General features: G+C 70.7%; 23 protein-coding genes. 11 read left to right on the forward strand and 12 right to left on the reverse strand.

What is annotated here, in order from left to right; translation table 11 throughout:
- Window positions 1–18: 18 nt before the first annotated feature.
- A complete protein-coding gene (locus ABCS02_RS12830) occupies window positions 19–1,086 on the forward strand; it encodes an alcohol dehydrogenase (protein WP_345836027.1) in 1,068 nt (355 codons plus the stop codon).
- A gap of 2 nt (window positions 1,087–1,088) precedes the next feature.
- Window positions 1,089–2,579: an aldehyde dehydrogenase family protein gene (locus tag ABCS02_RS12835; protein WP_345836028.1), complete on the forward strand. Its 1,491-nt coding sequence runs from the start codon at window positions 1,089–1,091 to the stop codon at window positions 2,577–2,579.
- Between the two features lie 18 nt (window positions 2,580–2,597).
- Here the strand turns inward: ABCS02_RS12835 and ABCS02_RS12840 are convergent, their stop codons facing one another.
- From ABCS02_RS12840 to ABCS02_RS12865, 6 genes are read right to left on the reverse strand one after another with little or no spacing between them, the layout of a single operon-like run.
- Entirely contained in the window at window positions 2,598–4,037 is a 1,440-nt protein-coding gene (locus ABCS02_RS12840; RefSeq protein ID WP_345836029.1) for an NAD-dependent succinate-semialdehyde dehydrogenase, read from the reverse strand.
- Between the two features lie 20 nt (window positions 4,038–4,057).
- Entirely contained in the window at window positions 4,058–4,585 is a 528-nt protein-coding gene (locus ABCS02_RS12845) for a carboxymuconolactone decarboxylase family protein (protein WP_345836030.1), read from the reverse strand.
- Window positions 4,582–5,661 (reverse strand): alcohol dehydrogenase, encoded by a 1,080-nt coding sequence (locus ABCS02_RS12850; RefSeq protein ID WP_345836031.1) that lies wholly within the window; start codon window positions 5,659–5,661, stop codon window positions 4,582–4,584. The genes ABCS02_RS12845 and ABCS02_RS12850 overlap by 4 nt, the downstream gene beginning before the upstream one ends.
- Window positions 5,661–6,557, reverse strand: a complete 897-nt coding sequence (locus ABCS02_RS12855; RefSeq protein ID WP_345836032.1) for an MBL fold metallo-hydrolase — start codon at window positions 6,555–6,557, stop codon at window positions 5,661–5,663. The genes ABCS02_RS12850 and ABCS02_RS12855 overlap by 1 nt, the downstream gene beginning before the upstream one ends.
- 3 nt (window positions 6,558–6,560) lie before the next feature.
- Complete coding sequence (locus tag ABCS02_RS12860) at window positions 6,561–7,328, reverse strand: FadR/GntR family transcriptional regulator (protein ID WP_345836033.1); 768 nt, start codon at window positions 7,326–7,328, stop codon at window positions 6,561–6,563.
- On the reverse strand, window positions 7,328–8,353 hold the full coding sequence (locus tag ABCS02_RS12865) for an NADP-dependent oxidoreductase (RefSeq protein WP_345836034.1): 1,026 nt from the start codon (window positions 8,351–8,353) through the stop codon (window positions 7,328–7,330). Before ABCS02_RS12865 ends, ABCS02_RS12860 begins: the two co-directional genes overlap by 1 nt.
- 140 nt (window positions 8,354–8,493) lie before the next feature.
- Between ABCS02_RS12865 and ABCS02_RS12870 the strand changes: the two genes are divergently transcribed.
- The 5 genes from ABCS02_RS12870 to ABCS02_RS12890 are packed head-to-tail and all read left to right on the forward strand — an operon-like array spanning window position 8,494 to window position 13,221.
- Window positions 8,494–9,687 (forward strand): acyl-CoA dehydrogenase family protein, encoded by a 1,194-nt coding sequence (locus ABCS02_RS12870; RefSeq protein ID WP_345836035.1) that lies wholly within the window; start codon window positions 8,494–8,496, stop codon window positions 9,685–9,687.
- Between the two features lie 13 nt (window positions 9,688–9,700).
- Window positions 9,701–10,159, forward strand: coding sequence for a MaoC family dehydratase (locus ABCS02_RS12875; RefSeq protein WP_345836036.1), 459 nt, complete (start codon window positions 9,701–9,703; stop codon window positions 10,157–10,159).
- A complete protein-coding gene (locus ABCS02_RS12880) occupies window positions 10,156–11,349 on the forward strand; it encodes a CoA transferase (RefSeq protein ID WP_345836037.1) in 1,194 nt (397 codons plus the stop codon). The genes ABCS02_RS12875 and ABCS02_RS12880 overlap by 4 nt, the downstream gene beginning before the upstream one ends.
- Window positions 11,346–12,272 carry a CoA ester lyase gene (locus tag ABCS02_RS12885; RefSeq protein WP_345836038.1) on the forward strand — a complete coding sequence of 309 codons (927 nt, stop codon included), beginning with the start codon at window positions 11,346–11,348 and terminating at the stop codon, window positions 12,270–12,272. The genes ABCS02_RS12880 and ABCS02_RS12885 overlap by 4 nt, the downstream gene beginning before the upstream one ends.
- Entirely contained in the window at window positions 12,259–13,221 is a 963-nt protein-coding gene (locus ABCS02_RS12890; protein WP_345836039.1) for an MBL fold metallo-hydrolase, read from the forward strand. Before ABCS02_RS12885 ends, ABCS02_RS12890 begins: the two co-directional genes overlap by 14 nt.
- Here ABCS02_RS12890 and ABCS02_RS12895 read toward each other — a convergent pair.
- Window positions 13,218–13,823, reverse strand: coding sequence for a PadR family transcriptional regulator (locus tag ABCS02_RS12895; RefSeq protein WP_345836040.1), 606 nt, complete (start codon window positions 13,821–13,823; stop codon window positions 13,218–13,220). The two genes, ABCS02_RS12890 and ABCS02_RS12895, sit on opposite strands and share 4 nt — an antisense overlap.
- A gap of 101 nt (window positions 13,824–13,924) precedes the next feature.
- Here ABCS02_RS12895 and ABCS02_RS12900 point away from each other — a divergent pair, with 101 nt between their 5' ends.
- Both ABCS02_RS12900 and ABCS02_RS12905 read left to right on the forward strand, forming a co-directional pair.
- Window positions 13,925–15,016 (forward strand): aromatic ring-hydroxylating dioxygenase subunit alpha, encoded by a 1,092-nt coding sequence (locus tag ABCS02_RS12900; protein WP_345836041.1) that lies wholly within the window; start codon window positions 13,925–13,927, stop codon window positions 15,014–15,016.
- Between the two features lie 3 nt (window positions 15,017–15,019).
- Window positions 15,020–16,003: a PDR/VanB family oxidoreductase gene (locus ABCS02_RS12905; protein WP_345836042.1), complete on the forward strand. Its 984-nt coding sequence runs from the start codon at window positions 15,020–15,022 to the stop codon at window positions 16,001–16,003.
- Between the two features lie 44 nt (window positions 16,004–16,047).
- On the opposite strand, the gene ABCS02_RS12910 is transcribed toward ABCS02_RS12905, so the two are convergent.
- The gene (locus tag ABCS02_RS12910) at window positions 16,048–16,488 is read right to left on the reverse strand and encodes a nuclear transport factor 2 family protein (RefSeq protein WP_345836043.1); all 441 of its coding nucleotides are present in this window, start codon (window positions 16,486–16,488) and stop codon (window positions 16,048–16,050) included.
- 144 nt (window positions 16,489–16,632) lie between these two features.
- On the reverse strand, window positions 16,633–17,109 hold the full coding sequence (locus ABCS02_RS12915) for a MarR family transcriptional regulator (RefSeq protein ID WP_345836044.1): 477 nt from the start codon (window positions 17,107–17,109) through the stop codon (window positions 16,633–16,635).
- A gap of 81 nt (window positions 17,110–17,190) precedes the next feature.
- Here ABCS02_RS12915 and ABCS02_RS12920 point away from each other — a divergent pair, with 81 nt between their 5' ends.
- Together ABCS02_RS12920 and ABCS02_RS12925 are read left to right on the forward strand one after the other, a co-directional pair.
- Window positions 17,191–17,853, forward strand: coding sequence for a DsbA family oxidoreductase (locus ABCS02_RS12920; protein WP_345836045.1), 663 nt, complete (start codon window positions 17,191–17,193; stop codon window positions 17,851–17,853).
- Window positions 17,850–17,993, forward strand: a complete 144-nt coding sequence (locus ABCS02_RS12925) for a hypothetical protein (protein ID WP_345836046.1) — start codon at window positions 17,850–17,852, stop codon at window positions 17,991–17,993. Before ABCS02_RS12920 ends, ABCS02_RS12925 begins: the two co-directional genes overlap by 4 nt.
- Window positions 17,994–18,077: 84 nt before the next feature.
- Here the strand turns inward: ABCS02_RS12925 and ABCS02_RS12930 are convergent, their stop codons facing one another.
- From ABCS02_RS12930 to ABCS02_RS12940, 3 genes are read right to left on the reverse strand one after another with little or no spacing between them, the layout of a single operon-like run.
- Window positions 18,078–19,493, reverse strand: a complete 1,416-nt coding sequence (locus tag ABCS02_RS12930; protein WP_345836047.1) for an amidohydrolase family protein — start codon at window positions 19,491–19,493, stop codon at window positions 18,078–18,080.
- Complete coding sequence (locus ABCS02_RS12935; protein ID WP_345836048.1) at window positions 19,490–20,761, reverse strand: CoA transferase; 1,272 nt, start codon at window positions 20,759–20,761, stop codon at window positions 19,490–19,492. The genes ABCS02_RS12930 and ABCS02_RS12935 overlap by 4 nt, the downstream gene beginning before the upstream one ends.
- The gene (locus ABCS02_RS12940) at window positions 20,754–21,797 is read right to left on the reverse strand and encodes an enoyl-CoA hydratase/isomerase family protein (protein ID WP_345836049.1); all 1,044 of its coding nucleotides are present in this window, start codon (window positions 21,795–21,797) and stop codon (window positions 20,754–20,756) included. Before ABCS02_RS12940 ends, ABCS02_RS12935 begins: the two co-directional genes overlap by 8 nt.
- Between the last annotated feature and the right edge of the window lie 41 nt (window positions 21,798–21,838).

Genomic DNA, 21,838 nt, shown 5'->3' on the forward strand with positions numbered 1-21,838 from the left:
TGACCAAAGGAGGAAGCTATGCACGCATGGGCCGTCGTCGAGGCCAAGCAGCCGCTCGAATGGGTGGAGCTGGAGACCCCTGAGCCGCAAGGCACCGAGGTCGTCGTCGATGTCACGCACTGCGGGGTGTGTCACTCCGACGTGCACTTCTGGGAGGGCGAGTACAACCTCGGCTACGGCAAGGTCGTCAAGCTGCTCGATCGCGGGGTGACGCTTCCGCGTGCACCCGGCCACGAGGTGGTCGGCGTCGTCTCCGCCGTCGGGCCGGACGCCGAGGGTGTGAGTGTCGGCGATCAGCGCATCGTGTTCCCCTGGATCGGCTGCGGTCACTGTGCCCGCTGTCTCGCCGGCGACGACAACATGTGCGCCAGCGCTGCGAACCTCGGCGTCGTGCGCCACGGCGGGTTCGCCACGCAGGTGACCGTTCCGCATCCGCGCTACCTCGTGGATTTCGGCGGCATCGACCCCTCGGTCGCCGCGACCTACGCCTGCTCCGGCGTCACGGTGTTCTCCTCGATCCGAAAGCTCGAGATCGCGGATCCGGATGCGCCGGTGCTCCTGATCGGGGCCGGCGGCCTGGGCCGGTCGGCGGTGGCGATGCTGCGCGGAATCGGACACCGCAACATCATCGTGAGCGACATCGACCCGACGAAGGAGCGGGACCTTCTCGCGGCCGGGGTCTCCGCCTACGTCGACGCGCGCACCGAGGACCTGAGCGGCGCGATCATCGCCGCCGCCGGCGGACCGCTGATGTACGCGATCGACTTCGTCAACCGGACCTCGACCGCCAACGCGGCATTCAACGCCCTGGCGCAGGGGGGCCGGCTCGTGCTCGTCGGCCTCGCTGGGGGCGAGATGGAGCTCCCGCTCGCCCAGATGGTCTTCACCCGGCGGGCGATCCTCGGAAACGGCGTGGGGACGCTGCGCGACCTGGAGCAGGTGCTCTCTCTCGCTCATGCCGGCGCGCTCGAGCCCATTCCGATCGTCCATATGGGCCACGACAAGGCCAACGAAGCTCTCCAGCTGGTGCGGCAGGGCGCCGTCGCCGGGCGCATCGTGCTCACCCAGACAGGCAAGGAGTCGTAGACATGAGCGAACAGACCGCACTGCAGACCGCGTACCCCGCGATCGTGACCCGCGGAGACCTCGGGCACTTCATCGACGGTGGGTGGCACGTCTCGGACGGAGAACGTCTCGACACCTGGAATCCGGCCACCGGCGAGGTGTTGACGACGCTCGCGCGGGGGACGAGCGCGGACGTCGACCGCGCCGTCGCCTCGTCCCGCCGCGCGTTCGAAGGCCCGTGGAGCAGGTTCACGCCGTATCAGCGGCAGATGGCGCTGCACCGGCTGCACGATCTCGTGGACGCCCACTGGGAGGAGCTCTGCCTCATCGAGTCGCTCGACGTCGGGGTTCCGCTGGCGCGGATGCACGCGACCAAGGACTGGACGCTGCGCCTGATCGCCTACTTCGCGAGCCAGGCCACCGCCGGCGCGGGTGAGACGCTGCCGAACTCGATGCCGGGCAACTTCACGACCATGACCCTCAAGGCCCCGGTCGGCGTCGTCGGCGGGATCATCCCGTGGAACGGTCCTCTGATGAGCGAGTGGTGGATCGTCGCGGCGGCGCTGGCGACGGGGTGCACCGCCGTGATGAAGCCTGCCGAGGATGCCTCGCTCAGCGTCCTCCGGACGGCCGAGCTCGTCATGGAGGCCGGCGTCCCCGCCGGCGTCGTCAACGTCGTCACCGGACTCGGCCGCGAGGCCGGGGCCGCGCTGGCCGCCCATCCGGATGTCGACCGCATCGCCTTCACGGGATCCACCGAGACCGGGCGCGAGATCATCCGGGCGTCCGCGGTCAACATGAAGCGGCTGCAGCTGGAGCTCGGCGGCAAGTCGCCCGACATCGTGTTCGCGGACGCCGACCTCGACGTCGCCGTGCCCGGCGCGGCCATGGGCGTGTTCGCCAACTCCGGGCAGGTCTGCTTCGCGGGCACGCGCGTCTTCGTGCAGCGCTCGATCCAGGACGAGTTCGTGGCCCGGATGGCCGAGTTCACCCGTCAGATCCGCGTCGGCGACCCGCTCGACCTCGACACCCAGCTCGGCCCGCTCATCTCCGACAAGCAGCTCGAGCGCGTGATGGGCTACGTCGACATCGGCGGGCGGGAAGGCGCGGAGCTCGTGGTCGGCGGCCGGCGCATGGGGGGCGCGCATGCGAACGGCTTCTTCGTCGAACCCACGATCTTCAGCCAGGTCAGCAACGACATGCGGATCGCCCGCGAGGAAATCTTCGGCCCGGTGATCTCCGTCATCCCGTTCGACACGGCCGAGGACGCGCTCCGGCTCGCGAACGACACCGTCTACGGCCTCGGCGGGGCCGTGTGGTCGCGGGACGTCGGCACGGTCAACACGATGGTGCGCGGCATCCAGGCCGGGATGGTGTGGGTGAACTGCTACGGCATCACCGATCCGTCGATCGGCTTCGGCGGCTATAAGCAGAGCGGCTACGGCTGGAAGGGCGGGCCCCAGCACATCGAGGGCTTCCTCTATCAGAAGGCCGTCTACATCAACGGCGACTGATGCGCCGGGCCGCCGCCCCTATCGGTGCAGCGTGCTGACCGTGCGGGTGTTGAGGTAACACTCCATGGCCTCGGGCCCGCCCTCGGACCCGTAGCCGGACTCCTTCACGCCGCCGAACGGCAGCTCGGCCGAGGGCGTCGAGGGCATGTTGATCCACATCATGCCGACCTCCACCCCGCGGGTCAGTGCATCCGCGTGGGCGAGCGAGCGGGTGAACCCGTAGCCGGCCAGGCCGAACGACAGCCGATTCGCCTCGACGATCGCCTCGTCCAGATCGCGGAACGAGCGGATAGCCGCCACGGGGCCGAACGGCTCGTCGTTGAAGACGTCCGCATGCACTGGAACGTCGGTGAGCACCGTCGGCTCCCAGAAGTACCCGGATCCGGCCATCTGCCGGCCGCCGGCGAGGACCGTCGCGCCCTTCTCCTCGGCGTCCGCCTGGAGGGCCTTCATCGAGTCCAGCCGGCGGGCGTTCGCGAGCGGACCCATCTCGGTGGTCTCCGCGAGCCCGTTCCCTACGGTCAGAGCTTTCGCGGCGCGGGCCATCCCGTCGCTGAACTCGTCGACGACCTTCTCGTCCACGAGGAATCGAGTCGGGGAGACGCAGACCTGGCCGGCGTTGCGGAACTTCGCGCGACTCATCGTCGCGATCGCGAGCTCGAGATCGGCGTCGTCGCAGACGATGACGGGCGCGTGACCACCGAGCTCCATCGAGCTGCGCTTCATATGGAGGCCGGCCAGCGCCGCGAGCTGCTTGCCCACCTCGGTCGATCCGGTGAAGGTGATCTTGCGGATCACGGGGTGCGGGATGACGTACGCGGAGATCTCCCGCGACGTGCCGTAGACCAGCGACAGCACGCCGTCGGGGATGCCCGCGTCGTGGAAGGCGCGGATCAGCTCCGCCGGGCTCGCCGGGGTCTCGTCAGGCGCCTTGACGAGCATCGAGCAACCCGACGCGAGTGCGGGCGCGAGCTTCCGCACGACCTGGTTGATGGGGAAGTTCCACGGCGCGAAGGCCGCCACGGGCCCGACCGGATCCTTCACGACGAGCTGCCGGACGGCGAGATCGTGGCGGGACGGTACCGTCCGGCCGTAGACGCGGAAGCCCTCCTCGGCGAACCAGTCGATGATGTCGGCCGCAGCCAGCGTCTCGCCGAGCGACTCGCTCAGCGGCTTGCCCTGCTCCATCGTCATCAGACGTGCGATCGTGTCGGCGCGTTCGCGCACGAGCTCGGCCGCCCGGCGCATGATCCTGCTGCGGGCGGCCGGCGTCATCGCCCGCCAGACGTCGAAGCCGCGCTCGACCGCGGCCAGGGCGCGGTCGAGATCCGGGCGGCTCGCGTGCGCGACGGTGCCGATCTCTTCGCCTGTCGCCGGGTTCAGGACGGGGCGGGTGCGCTCGTCCTGCGCGGCCGTCCATTCGCCGTCGATGAGCAGCTGGGTGTCCGTGTAGTGCACGAGGTTCCCTTCGTGGTGGCTCAGTGGGTGATCGCGAGTGCGACGAGGAGGCGGGAGACCATGTTGTAGGCCGCGACGATCGCGACGACCTCGACGACCTCCTGGTCCGTGTACCGGGCGCCGACGGCGTTCATGACCGCGGGATCCACCGTGACGCCGCGGGTCATCTGGTCGGTGAGCGTCAGGAGCAGCCGTTCCTCGTCGGTGAAGAGCTCCGGTCGTGTGGTCCAGTCCGAGACCGCGTCGATCTGCCCTTCGCTCAGTCCGGCGGCCCGTCCGTGCGGGACGTGAGCGGCGAACTCGTACGGCGCATCGTTCACGACGGCGACACGGAGGATGATCAGCTCGCGCAGCCTCGCCTCGACGACCGTCTGGTTGCGGACGGCGGTAAGCATGCGCTCCCAGCCCCCGGCGACGGCCGGGCTGTTCAGCAGGATCTCGTAGAGCAGCGGGATCTCGCCGCCGCGCTCACGCCGGATCGTGGCTTCGAGGTCCGCGAGGGAGGGCACGGTTCCCGGGGTGACGGGGCTGACGCGGGGGCCGCTCACGAGGCCTCCCCCGCGGTGTCCCGGCCCGCGACGAGGACCAGTCGGCCCGAGACCCGCCCGGCGCGCAGCCGGGTGAGCGCATCATTGGCCGCGTCGAGCGGAAGCGCCTCGACCGGAAGCGGCGGCAGGTCGCCGCGCTTGACCAGCTCGACCAGCTCGACCAGCTCCTGCAGCGTACCGACGTAGGAGCCGCGCAGGGTCGTCGACCGCTGGACGAGGGGCGGCAACGGGATCGTGACGTCGCCGCCGAAGAGACCTACGACGATGCAGGCGCCCCCCTTCCGCAGGGCCGCGAGCCCGAACTCGACGGTGCGGGTCGTACCGACGAAGTCCACGGCCGAGGCGACGCCGCCGAGCTCGGCGAGGACCGTGAGCGCGGTGGGGTCGCCGGGGTCGAGCGCCGTGATCCCGTCGAGCTCCTGCGCCATGGTGCGCTTCTGAGGATCGATGTCGGCGACGACGATCCGTTCGTACCCGAGGGCGCGCGCGATGAGGAGCCCGCTGTAGCCGACGCCGCCGAGGCCGATGATGAGGAGGACATCGCGCTCGCGGTCCGCGGTGACCTTGCGGAGTGCGCTGTACGCCGTCAGCCCGGAGCACGCGTAGGTGGCGCCGAGGGTGGGGTCGATGCCCGTGGCATCGACGAGGTAGCGCGGGTGGGGGACGAGGCACTCGTCGGCGTAGCCGCCGGGTCGAGCCACCCCGATGGAGTTGGGGGTGGCGCAGAGCTGCTCGTCGCCGTCGAGGCACGGAGCGCACGTCCCGCAGCCGAGCCAGGGGTACACGATGTAGGTCTTGTCCCAGTCCGAGGGCGCGATCGGCGCGTCTGGGCCGACCCGCTCGAGCGTGCCCGCGATCTCGTGCCCCAGGGTGAGGGGGGGCAGGATTCCGCGGTCCGCGAGGCGGAGGCGCTTGCCGCCGCCGAGATCGTAGAACCCGTCCTGCAGGTGCAGATCCGTGTGGCAGACCCCGGAGCCCGCGACGCGGACGATCACCTCCGTGCCGGTGGGCTCGAGCGGCGGCTGCTCCCGCGTGACGAGCCGTTCGGTGAAGTTCTCGACGACATAGCTGCGCATCAGCGGCTGCTCTCTGTGTAGGCGGCGGGCGTGAGTCCGACGAGCTCGTACCCGCTGTCGCCCCACCGCCGGAGGTGTCCCATGCTCGGCCGGGGGAGGTGGCCGGTGCAGATCAGCGTGTCGGTGTCGCAGTAGCGCTCCAGCACGGTTCGGCGGGCGCGCGCGGATTGATCCTGGTCCAGGTCGCGGACGAATGACAGGTCGGGATACCGGAGCTGGAGCTCGACGTGGAGCAGGTCTCCGGTGAGCACGGCGAGATCCTCGTCGCGTCCGGCCGCGATCACCCCGTGTCCCGCTGTGTGACCGGTCGAGGGCACGATGCGGACGTATTCGTCGATCTCGTGTTCACCCGTCACGACGCGGGCACGGCCGGCCTCCAGGACCGGAAGGATGCTGTCCGTGAACGGGGGGAAGCCGTCGGCGGAGTCGGACTTCGCGCGCGCCTCTGCCAGCTCGGATTCCGTGAACACGTAGGTCGCGTTCGGGAACGTCGGCACCCACTCGCCGTCGCGGAGGACTGTGTTCCATCCGACGTGATCGGGGTGGAAGTGCGTGCAGACGACGTAGTCGACGTCGCGCGGCTCGACGCCGACCGACCGGAGCTCCGCGAGGTACTGACCGCGGGTGCGCCGGTGCCATTCCGGGCGATCGCGAGGCTTGTCATTGCCGACGCCGGTGTCGACGAGGACGATGCCCCGGGGAGTGCGCACGATGTAGGACTGGTACACGAGCATCACCTGGTCGTCACCGTCCAGGCTCTCGCCCAACCACGAACGGTTCTCCTCGAGGACCTCGTCCGACAGCGCCGGCAGCATCTCCCGCACCGGCATGTACGGGGCGGTGAACTCGTGGAGCTGATGGATCGTGACGTCGCGGAGCCGGGTGGTGATGCTCATCGGTCAGTCGTCAGAGGACAACGGCACGTTCGTCGTGTCGACGTCGGTCGCGCGGGCGTGGGTGGCGCCCAGGTGGTGGCGCATGTGACGTTCGGCGGCATCCGGGTCGCGATCCTCGATGGCCTGGATGATGCGCTCATGGACGCGGATCACCTGGAGGCGCGTCTCGTCGGAGTCGTACTCGTCGACGGTGGTGGAGACCGCGACACCGAAGGAGATCGCTTCGAGGACCGCGCTCAGCAGGTCGTTTCCGCTGGCCTGCGCCACGGCGTTGTGCCACTTGATGTTCAGCTTCGAGAAGCGCTGGAAGTTGGCGGCCGCGTCGACCAGCTCCTGATGGAGGAGCTTGATCCGCTCCAGGTCCTCCTCGGTGCGATAGCTGGCAGCGAGCCGTGCGAGCGCAGGTTCCAGGACCTCGCGCGTCTCGTTCAGGGTGCGGAGCGGGATCCGCCGGCCGCGCACGAACTGGTTCAGGCTGTTGGTGACGAGATCCTTGCCGGGCAGGGTCACGGTGTTCCCGCCGAACCGTCCGGGACGGGTCTGCACCAGCCCTTCGGCGGCCAGCTGTTTGAGCGCCTCCCGGACCGAGCCCCGCGTCAAGCCGGTCTGCTCGACCAGCTCCCGCTCGGGCGGCAGGGAGTCCCCTTCGGCGATGTCGCCGCCGAGGATCGCCTCGCGCAGCTGATCGGCAAGGAGGTCGTACGGCTTGGGCGCCAGCACCTTCTCGACGATCACCGGCTTGTTGGACGGGTTGTTGGTCACCATTGCCATCACGCTGCCTTCTCGACACGGCGATGCACGGCGACGAGCTGTTTTCCGATGTTCTCGCCGCGCATCATTCTCACGAACGCCACCGGAGCGGAGGCGATACCGTCCATGACATCTTCACGGACGTGGAGCTGGCGCCCCTCGCGCCACTGCCGAAGCCTCGTCACCGCCTCCTGGCGACGATGCCACCAGTCGTAGACGGTGAATCCCTGGATCGTCGCCCTCGTGTCGATCAGACGGGAGCTCGCCCGCGTTCCGACGTCCGCGGCGCCGCTGCCGGCGACCGCGATCCGCCCGACGATCGCCACCCGCGCGCGGGGCGCGAGACGCGTCAGGACGGCGTCGTGGACCGCGCCGCCCGTCCCGTCGAAGAAGACGTCGACCCCCTGCGGGCAGGCGGCGCCGATCTCGGCGCTCAGGTCCTCGGACGCGCGGTAGTTGATGCCCTCGTCGAAGCCGATCGAGCGGCAGTGTGCGAGCTTCTCGTCCGAACCGGCGATGCCGATCACGCGCGCTCCCGCGAGGTGCGCGATCTGTCCGGCGATCTGACCGACGCCGCCGCCCGCCGCCGAGACGACGACGGTGTCCCCGGGCGCGGGGCGGGCCACCTTCGTCATCGCGAAGTACGCCGTGAATCCCACCATGCCCAACCAGGAGAGGGCGGCCTGGGGCTCCGGGTCGTCGTGGTGGATCCGCTCGCACGTCACGATCCCGGGAGCGTCGGGGTCGACACTGGCGAACTCCTGCCAGCCGAGGTCCGGCACCGAGATCAGGTCACCCGCGGCCCAGTCGGCGTGACGCGACTCGACGACCTCGCCGATGCCTGACGAACTCATGACCTCACCCAGTGGAAGCCCGCGCCCCGGGTTCAAGCGCGCGCGAAGGTAGGGGTCCATCGACAGCCACAGGGTCCGCACCAGCACCTCGCCGGGCGCGATCGCGGGGATCGCGGCGTCCTCGAGCGTCCAAAGAGACTCGTCCGGCGCTCCCTGCGCGTAGGACGTCAGAACCCATCGACGGTTGATCATCACGCTCCCACCTCCCCGCGCTCCGGGGATTCTCCCTCATCGTAGGACTGGCACGGTCAATTATCAACCAAGTGTCATGTTTCCCGGGCACGTAGTTCACTTCTACTGTAGTGTCGGCGTGTAGACCATATGGCTAACCATTGACAGAGAGCAGCACGACGGCGATGTTCAACCTCACAGAAGACCAGCTGGCTATTCGGGACGGTGTCGCCGCAGTGTGCAAGACGTTCGACGACAACTACTGGAGCGCCTGCGAGGACGAGCATCGGTTCCCGACCGAGTTCTACCGGGTGATGGCCGACGACGGCTGGCTCGGCGTGACGATGCCCGAGGAGTACGGCGGCGCGGGTCTCGGCATCAAGGAGGCGGCTGTCATCATGCACGCCGTCGCGTCGAGCGGCGGCGGGATGGCGGCGACGTCGTCCATCCACATGAACATGTTCGGCCCCCACCCGATGGTGGTCCACGGGACCGCGGAGCAGAAGGCGCGCTGGATCCCTCGTCTGATCGAGGGCAAAGACCAGGTCTGCTTCGGGGTCACCGAGCCGGATGCCGGTCTCGACACGACGAGCATCCGCACGTTCGCGCGGAAGGTCGACGGGGGCTACCTCGTCACCGGTCGCAAAATGTGGATCTCGACCGCTCAGGTGGCCAACAAGATCCTGCTGCTCGCCCGGACGGCGCCGAAGGCGGAGAAAGGCGAGGGGAAGCCGACCGCCGGGATGTCGCTGTTCTACACCGACCTGGACCGGTCGAAGGTCGAGGTGCGGGTCATCCCGAAGCACGGGCGTGCCGCGGTCGACTCCAACGCGCTCTTCATCGACGAGCTCTTCATCCCGGACGAGGACCTGATCGGCGAGGAGGGCCGCGGCTTCTACTACCTCCTCGACGGCCTCAATCCGGAGCGGGTCCTCATCTCGGTCGAGGCGATCGGCATCGGCCAGGACGCGCTCCGCCGCGCGGTCGCCTACGCCGGGGAGCGGGTCGTGTTCGATCGACCCATCGGGACGAACCAGGGCATCCAGCATCCGCTCGCCGAGTCGTGGATCGCCCTGGAGTCCGCGCTCCTGATGGCCGAGCGGGCAGCGGACCTCTACGACGCCGGTCAGGCCTGCGGGGCCGAGGCGAACAGCGCAAAGCTGCTCGGATCGCGAGCCGGATACGAAGCGTGTCAGCAGGCCGTCCTCACGATGGGCGGCATGGGGTACTCGAAGGAGTACCAGGTCGAGCGTCTCCTGCGGGAGGTCCTCGTGACACGGATCGGTCCGATCACCGACCAGATGATCCTCAACTTCATCGGGGAGAAGGTCCTCGGACTCCCCAAGTCCTACTGATCAGGAGACAGCAGTGCCCGGCCTCTACTACGAAGAGCTCACCCTCGGCCAGACGTTCGACCACGTGGTGAGACGCACCGTCACCGAGATGGACAACGTCCTGTTCTCGGCGCTCACTCATAACCCCGCCCCGCTGCACATCGACGAGGAGTACTGCCGGGAGCACAGCGAGTTCGGGCAGCGCATCGTCAACAGCGCGTTCACCCTCGGGCTCATGGTGGGTGTCACGGTCGAGGACACCACTCTTGGCACGACCGTGGGGAACCTGGGGTGGAACGAGGTGCGCTTCCCCCGACCCGTCTTCCACGGCGACACGCTCCACGTGCGCACGACGGTCGCCGCCCGGCGCGAGAGCGCGTCGCGACCCGATGCGGGCATCGTCACGTTCCGCCACGAGGCCTTCAATCAACGCGACGAACTGGTGGGGACCTGCGAACGGGTCGCCCTGATGCAGAAGAGGCCGACCGAATGAGCACGCTTCCGCTGTCCGGCATCCGCGTCCTCGATTTCACCAAGACGCTCGCCGGCCCCCTCTGCACGCAGTACCTCGGGGACCTGGGTGCGGACGTCATCAAGATCGAACCGCTCGGCGTGGGGGACGACACCCGGGGCTGGCCGCCGTTCCGCGCCCCGGGCCTGAGCGCGGTGTTCCTCAGCGTGAACCGCAACAAGCGGAGCGTGGCCATCAACCTCAAGACCGAGGAGGGGCGGGCCGTCGTCCGCGACCTCGCGGCCGGTGCCGACGTCGCCATCGAGAGCTTCGGGACCGGCGTCGCCGAGCGCCTCGGGATCGACGCCCCGTCGCTCCGCGAGATCAATCCCCGGCTGGTCCACTGCAGCATCTCGGGGTATGGGCGGTCGGGGCCGCTGAAGGACCTCCTCGGCTACGACGTCATCCTGCAGGCCTTCAGCGGCATGATGTCGCTCACCGGGGAAGAGGGGACGGACTACATCCGCAGCCCGATCTCGCCGATCGATCAGGTGACCGGGATGCACGCGCTCACGGGCATCATGGCCGCACTGTTCGAGCGCCAGCGGACCGGCGAAGGCACGACAGTGCAGGTCAACCTCTTCGAGACCTCGCTCGGGCTGCTGCGCTACAACTTGCAGAGCTTCTGGGAGCAGGGGGCGCAGCCTGCGCGCTGCGGGTCGACCCACGAGGGCCTCTGCCCGTACCGCGTGTTCGACGCCGCCGACGGGCCCGTGCTGGTTGGCGTCGCCAACGACCATCTGTGGCGCAAGTTCACCGCGGTGGCGGGCCTCGACGAGTTCGTCGACGACCCGCGGTTCCGCACCAACGCCGACCGCGTGCGCAATCGGACCGAGACCGACGCTCTCGTGCAGGCCGTCATCGAACGGCAGACCGTGGAGTGGTGGAGCGACCAGCTCGCGATCGCCGGGGTGCCCTGTGCCCCGGTCAACACACTCCGCGACGTGCTCGATCACCCGCACACCGAGGCGAGCGGAATCATCTTCGACTACGAGCACCCCGCGGGCGGTGCCATGAAGGGGGTCGGCCTGCCCTTCCTCCTCGGCGGGGAACGCCGCGACAGCGGATCGCCGCCTCCGCTGCCGGGCGAGCACACCCGGACCGTGCTCGACGAACTCGGCTACACGGACGAGCGGGTGGCGGGCCTCCGCGCGACGGGGGCGATCGCATGAGCGGGTCGAGCTCGGGCGGCAAGCCCACCCCGTATCTCCGGTCGATGCTGTACGTTCCGGGCGACAGCGACCGCAAGCTCGCGAAAGCAGACGACAGCGGCGCGGATGCCGTGGTCCTCGACCTCGAGGACTCGGTCGCGGAGGGAAACCGGCCCGCGGCCCGGCGCAAGGTGCGCGAGTTCCTCGACGCTCGTCCGCCGGGGGCGCGACGACCCCAGCTGTGGGTGCGCATCAACGCGCTCGACGACGCTGCGCTCGGCGACCTCGTTGCGGTGGTCGGCGGCGGGCCGGACGGCATCGTGCTGCCGAAGATCGACGGGCCGGCCGAGGTGGAGACCCTCTCCCACTACCTCGACGCGCTGGAGGCGCGCGAGGGGATCCCGACCGGGCGTACCAGCATCTGCGCCGTCGCGACCGAGACCCCGCGGGCGGTGCTGCGCCTCCACGAGTTCGCGACCGCGAACCTCCCGCGTCTCGTCGCCCTGAACTGGGGGGCAGAGGACCTCAGCGCGGCGATCGGCGCCTCGACCAACACCGATTCCGCGGGTGAGTGGACGCTCACCTACCGGACCGCCCGGACGAGCGTGCTGCTCGCGGCGAAGGCGGCGGGCGTGCAGGCGATCGAGACGGTGTACGTCGACTACCGTGACACCGACGGACTGATCCGGGCCTCGCGCGCCGCGGCGAGCGAGGGATTCACCGGCCGCGTGGCGATCCATCCCGACCAGGTCGCACCGATCAACAGCCAGTTCGCACCCTCGGACGACGAGGTGCGGCTCGCCCGCCGGATCGTCGACGCCTTCGCGGGCGCGGGCGGGGTGGGCACGGTCGGCATCGACGGCAAGATGTTCGACATCCCGCACCTGAAGCGCGCGCGCACGACGCTCGAGCTGCATTCGCGCTTCGCCGATGCCGAGCTCTGACGACGAACGGGCGGAGCCGAGACCCGGACTGCATCTGCTCCGGGTGCCTCTGGCCGGCCACACGATCGGGCACGTCAACGTCTATGCGCTCGAGGCGGACGACGGCATCCTCCTCGTCGACTGCGCGTGGGCGACGGAGGAGACGCGGCGGCAGCTCGCGCGCCTGATCGCAAGACTCGGCTACCGGCCCAGCGATGTCAGCCGGGTCCTCCTCACGCACGAGCACGCCGACCACTCCGGGCAGTCGGGCTGGCTCCAGGACCTGGGCGCGCGTATCGGGCTCCACCCTGCCGGGTGGGGTCCGAGCGCACCGCGCTCTGCCGATGTGATGCTCGCGGAGACCACCGCCTGGTTGGAAGCGGCGGGGGTGCCGCGAGACGTCTGGCCGGTGGCCGTCGAGAACGCGACGCATCTCCATGAGCGCGCGTGGCAGGGAGCGCCGGACTTCGGCCTGGTCGACGGGCAGATCATCGAGCACGGGCCGTTCCTGCTCGAGGTCCTGCACGTCGCCGGCCACACGCCGGGAAGCGTCGTGTTCCACGAGCGGAGCCATCGGGTCCTCTTCACCGGCGACTTCCTCTACGCGCGCTCGCCGTTCAGCCCGCTCCTGCGCGCCGTGGGCGACGCAGATCCGATGACGGAGTATCTCGGATCCCTCTCCCGGATCGCCGAGCTCGATGTCGACGTCGCGCTCGCGGGCCACTACGAGGGATTCGCCGACGTGCGGGGGCGGGTGGCGACGGTTGAGCGACACCATCTGGGGCGGGCCGCGCTCGTCGCCGAGCTGGCAGAGGAGACCGGACCCGTCGCGTGGCGGATCGCGGCCCGGATCCCGCGGCGTCGGCCGTGGGCCGCGCTCTCGGTCGCGCAGCAGGTGTCCGCGACCGCCGAGGTCTTCGCGCATCTCGCGCGCCTGAACACGATCGCGGCCGATCGGTACGCGGGTTAGCCGCGGTCGGGTTCCGCGCCGCCGGGCTGGAGCGCGTCGACGAGTGCGAGGCCGCGCCGGGCCCAGGCGATCTCCTGGTCGGCGCGTTCGACGAATCCCTCGTACGTGAACTCCTTGAACGCGGCGATCGCCTCGGCGGAGTGGCGGGTGTCGGTCTGGATGCGCCGCGCGAGGATCGGATGCGTGCGGTCCCGGATCGCGTCGAGCTGCCCCTGCCACTGGGCGCGCCGCTCGGTGTAGTGCACGATGTGCTCGCGAAGCCGCGCGCGAGCCGAGTCCGGGTCCGCCCACTCGAAGTACGCGGCGCGCAGATGCGCGGGGTCGCGGTCGTACGGATACTCCACCGGTTCGTCCAGCCAGCGCGTGAACGCCTCGATCCCCGCCGCGGAAATGGAGTACCGCGTCTTGGTGGACTTCGGCCCCCAGGCGACGGCTTCGCCCTCAATGACCCCGTCCGCGACCATGCGCTTCAGCTCGGGGTAGATCTGCGAGTCGGGCGCGTGCCACACGTGCCCGACGGAGACGTGGAAGGCCTTGGCCAGGTCGTAGCCCGTCATGGGCTGCGCCGTGAGGAGCGCGAGGAGGGCGTAACGCAGGCTCACCGGGAGCGCCGATCGAGGTTTGCGCGTCGCATCCGTTCACACTATCTTTCTCATAATACCTATCTACATAGGTATTGGTCTTCGAGACGAAGGAGTCCTCGATGCGCGAGACCATGGCGGCGAAGCTGCTCGACTATCCGCGGAACGCCTGGTACGCGGCCGCGTGGGATCACGAAGTCGGCCGGAAGAGAGTGCTCGCGCGCACGGTGGCCGGCCGCCCTCTCGCCCTCTACCGCACGGAGGCGGGGCATCCGGTCGCCCTGGCCGACGCGTGCTGGCACCGGCTCGCGCCCCTCTCGAAGGGCGTGCTCGTCGGACCGGAGGACATCCGCTGCCCGTATCACGGCATCACGTACGATTCCGCCGGCCGGTGCACCTCCATGCCCGCGCAGGAGACCGTCAATCCCAGCGCTCTGGTGCCGTCGTTCCCGGTCGTCGACCGGTATCGCTACGTGTGGGTCTGGCCGGGGGATCCGGCGCTGGCGGACCCGGCCACCATCCCCGACATGCACCAGATGACGGATCCGTCCTGGACGGGCGACGGGCTGACGATCCATGCGCCCTGCAACTACCAGCTGATCCTCGACAACCTGATGGACCTCACGCACGAGGAGTTCGTGCACACGTCGAGCATCGGCCAGAAGGAGCTCAGCGGGTCGGAGTTCGTGACGAGCCACACCGAAACGACCGCGACGGTGGAGCGGTGGATGCTCGACATCGAGCCGCCGCCGTTCTGGCTGAAGAACATGCGGGACCGGTTCCCCGGGTTCGCGGGCCGCGTCGACCGCTGGCAGATCATCCACTTCGAGGCGCCCGGCACCATCTGCATCGACGTGGGCGTCGCCCGTGCCGGGACGGGCGCCCCGGAGGGCGACCGTTCGCAGGGCGTGAACGGGTTCGTCATGAACACGATCAGCCCGGAGACCGACCGCACCAGCCACTACTTCTGGTCGTTCCAGCGCAACTATCGCCTGGACAGCCAGCTCATCACGACGCAGCTGCGCGACGGCGTGCACGGCGTGTTCGGCGAGGACGAGGCGATGCTCGCGGCGCAGCAGGCCGCGATCGACGCCAACCCCGACTACGAGTTCTGCAGCCTGAACATCGACGCCGGCGGCATGTGGGTGCGCCGCATCCTGGAGCGGATGCTCGCCGCCGAGGGCCGCGCGCGCACCCCGCAGCCGGTGGGCTGAGAGATGGCCTCCGCGCATCGGGAGGTCTGGCAGGGCGGCACCGTCGCGGCCGTCCGGCAGCTGACGGCCGAGATCCGCCGCATCGAGATCGACGTGGATTCTCCCGCCCGCGTCGACCCCGGAGCGCACGTCGACCTCCGCCTGACCATCGGCGGGGCGCCGGACCGCCGGTCGTACTCCATCGTCGACGCCAGCCCCGACGGCGGCCGCATCGCGGTCAGCGTCTACGCCTCGCCCGTCAGCCGCGGAGGCGCCGCCGTCGTGAACGCCCTCGCGCCGGGCGACCGCGTGCAGCTGACGCAGCCGCTCAACGACTTCCCGCTGCGGCTGGGCGCCCCGAGCTACGTGCTCCTCGCGGGTGGGGTCGGAATCACCGCGATGGTGGGCATGGCCGACCGTCTCCAGCGGATCGGCGCGGACTACCGCCTCGTCTACGCGGGACGCAGCCGGCCGCTCATGGCGTACGTCGACGACCTCGGTCGGCGACACGGCGACCGTCTCGTCGTGCACGCGCGCGACGAGGGCGCCACGATGTCAGTGCCGGCGCTCGTCGGCGGACTGGACCCGTCGACCGAGATGTACGTGTGCGGCCCGATCCGCCTCATGGATGCCGTGCGCCGCGCCTGGATCGAACGCGAACTACCGGTCGCCAACCTGCGCATGGAGACGTTCGGGAACAGCGGCTGGTTCGACGCGCAGGAGTTCACCGTCCGCATCCCTGCGATCGGCCTCGAGACGCGGGTCGCGCCCCACCAGTCCATGCTGGAGGCGCTCGAAGCCGCCGGCGCCGACATGCTCTACGACTGCCGCAAGGGCGAGTGCGGACTCTGCGAGGTGCGCGTCACGAGCCTCGCGGGCGACATCGATCACCGCGACGTCTTCTACAGCGAGCGTCAGCGCAACGCCCGCGCGAAGATGTGCTGCTGCGTCTCCCGCGTGGTCGCCCCCGCCGGGACCGACGCCGTGGTGACGATCATCACGACCTGACCTCCGGGGCCGGGCCGGCCGCGCAGGCCGACCCGGGGGAGGGATCACGCGCCGAGGACGCGCTTGTCGTTGATGGAGAAGTGGGAGATGCGCTTCGCGATGAGCCACGCGCCGTCGCGGCGGACGTACTCGTCGTCGTAGCGGATGCTGCTGTCCTGAACGACCTCGCGGCCGTCCTCGTCGCTCACGAGCTTCACCTGGCAGTAGGCGATGCCCTTCGCGGTGTCGCCGTCGACCTCGACGGTCTGCTGGCCGGACATGTGGTACGAGCGCTTCACGTTCGCGGTGAAGCTCGTGAAGACCTCGAAGAGCTGCTCGGTGCCGTCGATGTCGAAGAGGAGATCCTCGCCCATGTAGACCTGCACCTTGGTGTCCGGCGTGAACAGCGGCATCTGGTCGGCGATGCGCTTCTCATCGGCGAGGTTGGCGAACGTGTCGACCAGCTCGCGGAGCGCGACCTTGGCCTCGAGGACTTCCAGGGACATCTCTCTCTTCTTTCGTTGGGGAGGTCTCGTGGCAGCCGGTGCTGCCGGGAACGATCGACCTGGAATCAGTGTGGGCGGCGCCGCAAGGCCGCACGAGTGCCTGCTCTTCCTGGTACTGCGAGGGCCTGGTTGAGGAACGCAGTGTCAGCGGGCGGTCGCGACCTTCCACAGGAGGACGCGCAGCTCGGCGGTGCCCTCGTCGCCGAGGCGCGCCATCGTGTCGGCGATCAACTCGTCGCGCTTCGCCACCGCGTGCTCGAGCGCGTCGCGGCCCGCCGCGGTGGTGACGGGGATCTTCGTGCGCCGGTTCGCCGGGTCCTCGCCGCGCTCCAGGAAGCCCTGGCGCTCCAGTCGGTCGATGATGGCGCTGAGCGTGGTCTTGTCGAGGCCGAGGGTGCTCGCGATCTCGATCTGCGTGCGCGCGATGCCGTCGCCGGCGACGGCGAGCACGAGGGTGTCGCGCAGATCCTTCAGGCCGACCGCCCGGCACGCCGCGTCGAAGTCCCGGCTGAGCACGCGCTCCGCGCGGTGCATCAGCCACGTGAGATCGGATGTCGCGGGATCGTCGACCGCCGCGCACGGCTTGATGCCAGGGGCATCCAGGTCGACGTCGGGCAGCATGCGCCTACAGTAGCCCTCGCCGCCTCCATCCGAACTCGGATAGTCTGTTCTCGGACGATTCGCCAAGGTCGGAGGAGAAGCATGAAGGTCGAGCTCTGGGAAGACATCGTGTGCTCGTGGTGCGGGATCATGAACGAGCGCGTGAACACGGCCGTCGCCCGATTCGCGCATCGGGACGAACTCGAGCTGCAGCATCGCTCGTTCCGCCTCCTGCCGGAGCTCCCGGACGGGGTCGGCTACGACTTCGCTGAGTTCTTCGCCGCGCAGCGGGGCACGCCCCGTGCGGAGTCCGAGCGGATGGCCGCGCAGATCGAGGAGATCGCGCACGCCGACGGCATCCCGCGGTATCACGTCGCCGGCAACAGCATCGGCAACACGACCCTGGCCCACGAGTTCCTCGCCTACGCAAGCGCCGAAGGCGCGCACCAGCGCGCGTGGGACACCCTCTTCCGTGCGAACTTCGGCGACAAGGCGGAGCTCTGGACCGTCGACGACCTCCTCGCCTTCGCCGCTCCTCTCGACCTCGACGAGGCCGGAGCGCGCGAGGCGCTCGAGTCCCGCCGGTTCCGCGCGCAGGTCGAGGCGGATCACGCCGAGGCCCAGGCGCTCGGCGCTCGCGGCGTCCCCTTCCTCGTGGTCGACCGGAAGTACGGCATGAGCGGTGCGCAGAGCGTCGACACCATCCTCGAGCTGCTCGACCAGGCCTGGGCCGAGCGCGACGCGACCGTCGGGGCGAGCCGATGACCGAGCGCGCGCAGCCCTTGACCCTCGTCCCGACCGACGGCGACGGACTCTGCGGGCCGGACGGCTGCGTCCTCCCCTCCGCCGTATCCGGAATCGCGCACGACCTCCCGACCATCCCCGAGGAGGAGCGCTCGTCGTGAGGTGAGGTCTCCGCGCCGCCACCTTTTCTCGCACGCGCGGCTCATGTTGGAGTGGCGCGGGCGGGAAAGAGTGGCGCGGGCGGATCAGCCGCGCCAGTCGGATCCGACCAGGGTCGCGCGGACGGAATCGGCGCTGAGGTCCGCGAGGGCCTCGCGAAGCCGGGTGTGCAGCAGGACGAGGTCCGCGGGGGCTCCCACGGCGATGCGGCGCTCCGGACCGGGCAGGTCGGCCGGGGCGAGGTAGCCGGACAGGGCCGTCCTCGCGGAGACCCGGTCGGCCGGGCCGACCGTGGTCCCCGCCGTGGTGCGGCGCTCCACGGCGGACCTCATGACGCGCCACGGATCCAGCTCGCCGAACGGCGCGTCGCTGGAGGCCACCGTCGAGATGCCCGCGTCGAGCAGACTCCCGTGCCGATAGAGGCCGGCGACGTCCTCGGCGTCGACGTCGCGGAGGTAGCCGTCGCCCTTCAGCCGCAGGAAGTCGGGCTGGGTGACGACGCACACGCCGAGGGCGCGCAGCGCGGGAATCACCTCCGTCGGCACGATCGCGGCGTGCTCGATCCGGTCGCCGGGGAGCGACCCGATCTCCTCCAGAACGGCGAGCGTGAGGACGAGCGATTCGCGCGTCACGCAGTGCACGGCGACCGGCCGGAGCCCGTCGTGGTGGAGGCGCACCGCCTCCCGCAGCCGGTCGAAGGACGGCAGGTCGTGGTCGCGGAGGAGGATCTTGGCCGGCCCCACCCGCAGCGGCGCCGGTGCGGTCGCGGCGCCGAGGAGCGTGATCCCGAGCGGCAGACGGCCGTCGGTTGCGGCCGCCGCGAGGAGCTCGACCGTGGCGGGGGCGAGGTCGGGCGTCGCGTCGGTGACGCTCGTGATGCCGTATCCGCGGAGCCGGGCGCCGAGGGCGCCGAGATCGAGAGGATGCGCCGGCACGAGCGAGGCGAGGAGCGCGTCCTGCCGCCAGAGCCGCCCGGTGGCCCGGCCGGCGCCGTCGCGCTCCAGGTCGTGCGGCGCATCCGCGCCGAGGCGATCGGTCAGCGCCGCCTCGACCTGCCGGAGCGCGGCCGAGTTGAGCATCCAGAGCGCGCCGCCGCGATGCTGCACCCGCACCGGGACGTCCGCCACGATGCGGTCGAGCGCATCCCGATCGAGCGGACCGGCGACGGACTCGTGGTAGTTCACGGCGCGGACCCACTCGCCCGCGCCGGCCTGCCGCGCCGCGCTCTGCAGCCGATCGCGCAGGTCGTCCGCGGTCGAGGTGGCGGGGGGACCGCAGTCCACGGAACCGATCCGCGCCGCGGCGGACATCAGGTGCAGGTGGTGGTCGTGCAGGCCGGGGAGGAGCGCGCCGCCACGGCCGGCCACGACCATGGCGTCCGGCGCCACCGCGGGCCGTGACGGCCCGATCGCCGTCACCCGGCCGTGAGCGACCTCCACGTCGCACCGGACGCCGTCGACCTCCACGTCGGCGAAACGCAGGGCGCGCACCCGATCGTTCACGTCAGCAGTCTCGCGTTCCCCGACCCGATCGCGGGACCGTGTCCCGCCGGCCGGGGCGCCCGCGGCAGCTGGACGGGATAGCGCTCGCCCTCGCTGTGCACGATCCAGCCGTCGTCCCCGGCCGTCACCTCGTGGGTTCCGGGTCCGGGCAGCGACCGCGCCGCGCGCATCGCGTCGCGCATCGACACCTCCACGAGGGTCGCCCGACCCGCGATGAGCGCGCGAGCGGCGGCATCCGCGGCGATCGCGCCGCTGACAGGGTCGGCGAGCGCGTCTCCGCACAGGCGCGGCTCGTCGTCCTCCCACGCCAGCATCCCGGCATCCGCCGCGACGTCGTCGCCGTACCCGATGGCGTCGGAGGAGCGGCCGTACGCGGTGATCGACACCCACGCGGTGCCGTCGTCGACGACCGCTTCCGCGTCGAGGCCCCACCGGCGCAGCGCGCGCGGGCGGGATCCCTCGATCACCAGGTCCGCGCGGGCCACGAGCGCCCGGAGCCGCGCGAGCTCCTCGGCGTCGTCGAGGTCGACTGCGACAGCGGACGTGCCCTGGTGCAGCAGGTCGAAGAAGGCCGACGGCCCTCGGCGCGCCCCGTCGGGGCGGGCGCGGCTCTCCACCTTCACGACCTCCGCGCCGGTCGCCGCCAGCAGGCGCGCACAGAGCGGGCCCGCCCACAGGGAGCTGAAGTCGAGGATCAGCGGGCGCTCCGTCACGGTCCGCGCGGATCCCGTCCGGACCACGCGCGCGGGCGGCGGCGCGTCTCCCGGCGGGAGGGCGGCCGCGTCCGCGTCGGGGACCTCCGCGCACGCCAGTCCGAGCAGGCGAATCCGCTCGATCACGGCGGCCGTGCGTTCGCGTGCGGCCCATTCGGCCAGCGCACGCCAGAGCGCCGGCGTCGGGATGCCGCTCTCCTCGCGCACGCCCTCGGACTCCACGAGGGCGGGGACGAGGTCGACGTCCTCGGGCCGGACGAGCGAGAGACCGGCGTAGCCATCGACCGTGGGCAGGAACCGGAACCGTCCGCCGCACGACCCCGGCGCGTTCCGGTGAAGGCCGGCGAGGGCGGCCCGCTCCCCCAGGATCTCGATGCCGGGAAGGGCGGGCTCCCGCCCGGTGCGCGCGACGGTGCCCTCCGCGAAGGAGCGCAGCGCGGCCGAGACGAGTCCGGCAGGATCGCCCGGCGCGGCCAGCGGTGGACCGTCCGGACGCCCGGTGAGCGCCATCGCTCCGGACCAGGCCCAGCCCGCGAGCGGGCCGAGGTCAGGCACGGTCGTCCGCCAGGCCCCAGGCCAGGGCGCGGTCGAGCGACACGGATTCGCCGGTGAGTGCCATCCAGGCCGTGCGGTGCCGCCCGATCCGCCGCGGGATGCTGACGGTTCCGCCCGCGCCGGGGACCAGCCCCATCGACACCTCGGGAAGCCGGAACCAGGCGTCCTCGGCCGCGACGATCCGCGAGGCGAACGCCGCTACCTCGATGCCGGCGCCGATCACCGCGCCGTGGACGCGCACCTCCGTGCGATCGGCGATCCGGTGGAGGGCGTACCCGGGACTGTTGAGAGTGCGGATCGCGTGCGCGGTCGCGACGTCGTCGAAGGTGCCGAACTCGTCGAGGTCGCCGCCGCTGCAGAACGACGGCCCGGCGCCGCGGAGCACGACGTGCGAGACCGAACGGTCGGCCGCCGCGAGCTCCAGCGCCTCGAGGAGGCGCGCGCGCACGGCGTTGCCGAGGGCATTGCGACGGGCCGGGACGTTCAGCGTCACGGAGAGGGTGCCGCCGTCCCGTTCCACGAGGACCGGGTCGGGGACCTCGGGCACGGGCCGGCGGGGGGTGATGGTCCGCCAGGCCTGGAACTCCGGTCCCGCCAGCAGCATCGAGTAGGCGAAGGACTCCGCCAGCAGCGCCTCGGCGACCGGTCCCGCCGCGGTGATCCGCAGCAGCCCGGCGAGAGTGGCCGCGGCCACGGGGGCGCGGGCCACCGCGTCCTCGATCGCCGCGACCCCGTTCGCCGGATCCTCGTCCACCCACATCCGGCCAGGACCCTGCGGCGCGAGCGTATAGGTGAGGCGGTCGAGCAGCGGAGCGGCCGTGTCGGGCACGGCCCGATCCGTCACCCCGACCAGGACGGGGCCCGGAGCGGTCAGGTGCTCGAGCACTCTCCGCTGGGGCTCGGCGTCCCAGTCGAGGTCGATGCGATGATCGAGGTCGACGACCACGAGGGCATCGTGCCGGATCCGGTCGACGGAGCGCCAGGGCGCGCGTCCGTCGACGCTCAGCTCCATCAGCTCGGCGAGCGAACACCTCATCAACGGTCCCTCCGCGACGGGACCACTCTACGCGGGCGCGA

It is taken from the genome of Microbacterium sp. X-17, assembly GCF_039615055.1.

Excerpts from the sequence above, each read along its gene's own strand:
- ABCS02_RS12835 (WP_345836028.1), top strand. The coding sequence starts at position 1,089 with ATGAGCGAACAGACCGCACTGCAGACCGCGTACCCCGCGATCGTGACC.
- ABCS02_RS12850 (WP_345836031.1), bottom strand. The coding sequence starts at position 5,661 with ATGCGCAGCTATGTCGTCGAGAACTTCACCGAACGGCTCGTCACGCGG.
- ABCS02_RS12890 (WP_345836039.1), top strand. The coding sequence starts at position 12,259 with ATGCCGAGCTCTGACGACGAACGGGCGGAGCCGAGACCCGGACTGCAT.
- ABCS02_RS12880 (WP_345836037.1), top strand. The coding sequence starts at position 10,156 with ATGAGCACGCTTCCGCTGTCCGGCATCCGCGTCCTCGATTTCACCAAG.
- ABCS02_RS12940 (WP_345836049.1), bottom strand. The coding sequence starts at position 21,797 with ATGAGGTGTTCGCTCGCCGAGCTGATGGAGCTGAGCGTCGACGGACGC.
- ABCS02_RS12910 (WP_345836043.1), bottom strand. The coding sequence starts at position 16,488 with ATGTCCCTGGAAGTCCTCGAGGCCAAGGTCGCGCTCCGCGAGCTGGTC.
- ABCS02_RS12925 (WP_345836046.1), top strand. The coding sequence starts at position 17,850 with ATGACCGAGCGCGCGCAGCCCTTGACCCTCGTCCCGACCGACGGCGAC.
- ABCS02_RS12920 (WP_345836045.1), top strand. The coding sequence starts at position 17,191 with ATGAAGGTCGAGCTCTGGGAAGACATCGTGTGCTCGTGGTGCGGGATC.
- ABCS02_RS12885 (WP_345836038.1), top strand. The coding sequence starts at position 11,346 with ATGAGCGGGTCGAGCTCGGGCGGCAAGCCCACCCCGTATCTCCGGTCG.
- ABCS02_RS12905 (WP_345836042.1), top strand. The coding sequence starts at position 15,020 with ATGGCCTCCGCGCATCGGGAGGTCTGGCAGGGCGGCACCGTCGCGGCC.
- ABCS02_RS12855 (WP_345836032.1), bottom strand. The coding sequence starts at position 6,557 with ATGAGCATCACCACCCGGCTCCGCGACGTCACGATCCATCAGCTCCAC.
- ABCS02_RS12865 (WP_345836034.1), bottom strand. The coding sequence starts at position 8,353 with ATGATCAACCGTCGATGGGTTCTGACGTCCTACGCGCAGGGAGCGCCG.
- ABCS02_RS12830 (WP_345836027.1), top strand. The coding sequence starts at position 19 with ATGCACGCATGGGCCGTCGTCGAGGCCAAGCAGCCGCTCGAATGGGTG.
- ABCS02_RS12860 (WP_345836033.1), bottom strand. The coding sequence starts at position 7,328 with ATGGCAATGGTGACCAACAACCCGTCCAACAAGCCGGTGATCGTCGAG.
- ABCS02_RS12900 (WP_345836041.1), top strand. The coding sequence starts at position 13,925 with ATGCGCGAGACCATGGCGGCGAAGCTGCTCGACTATCCGCGGAACGCC.
- ABCS02_RS12915 (WP_345836044.1), bottom strand. The coding sequence starts at position 17,109 with ATGCTGCCCGACGTCGACCTGGATGCCCCTGGCATCAAGCCGTGCGCG.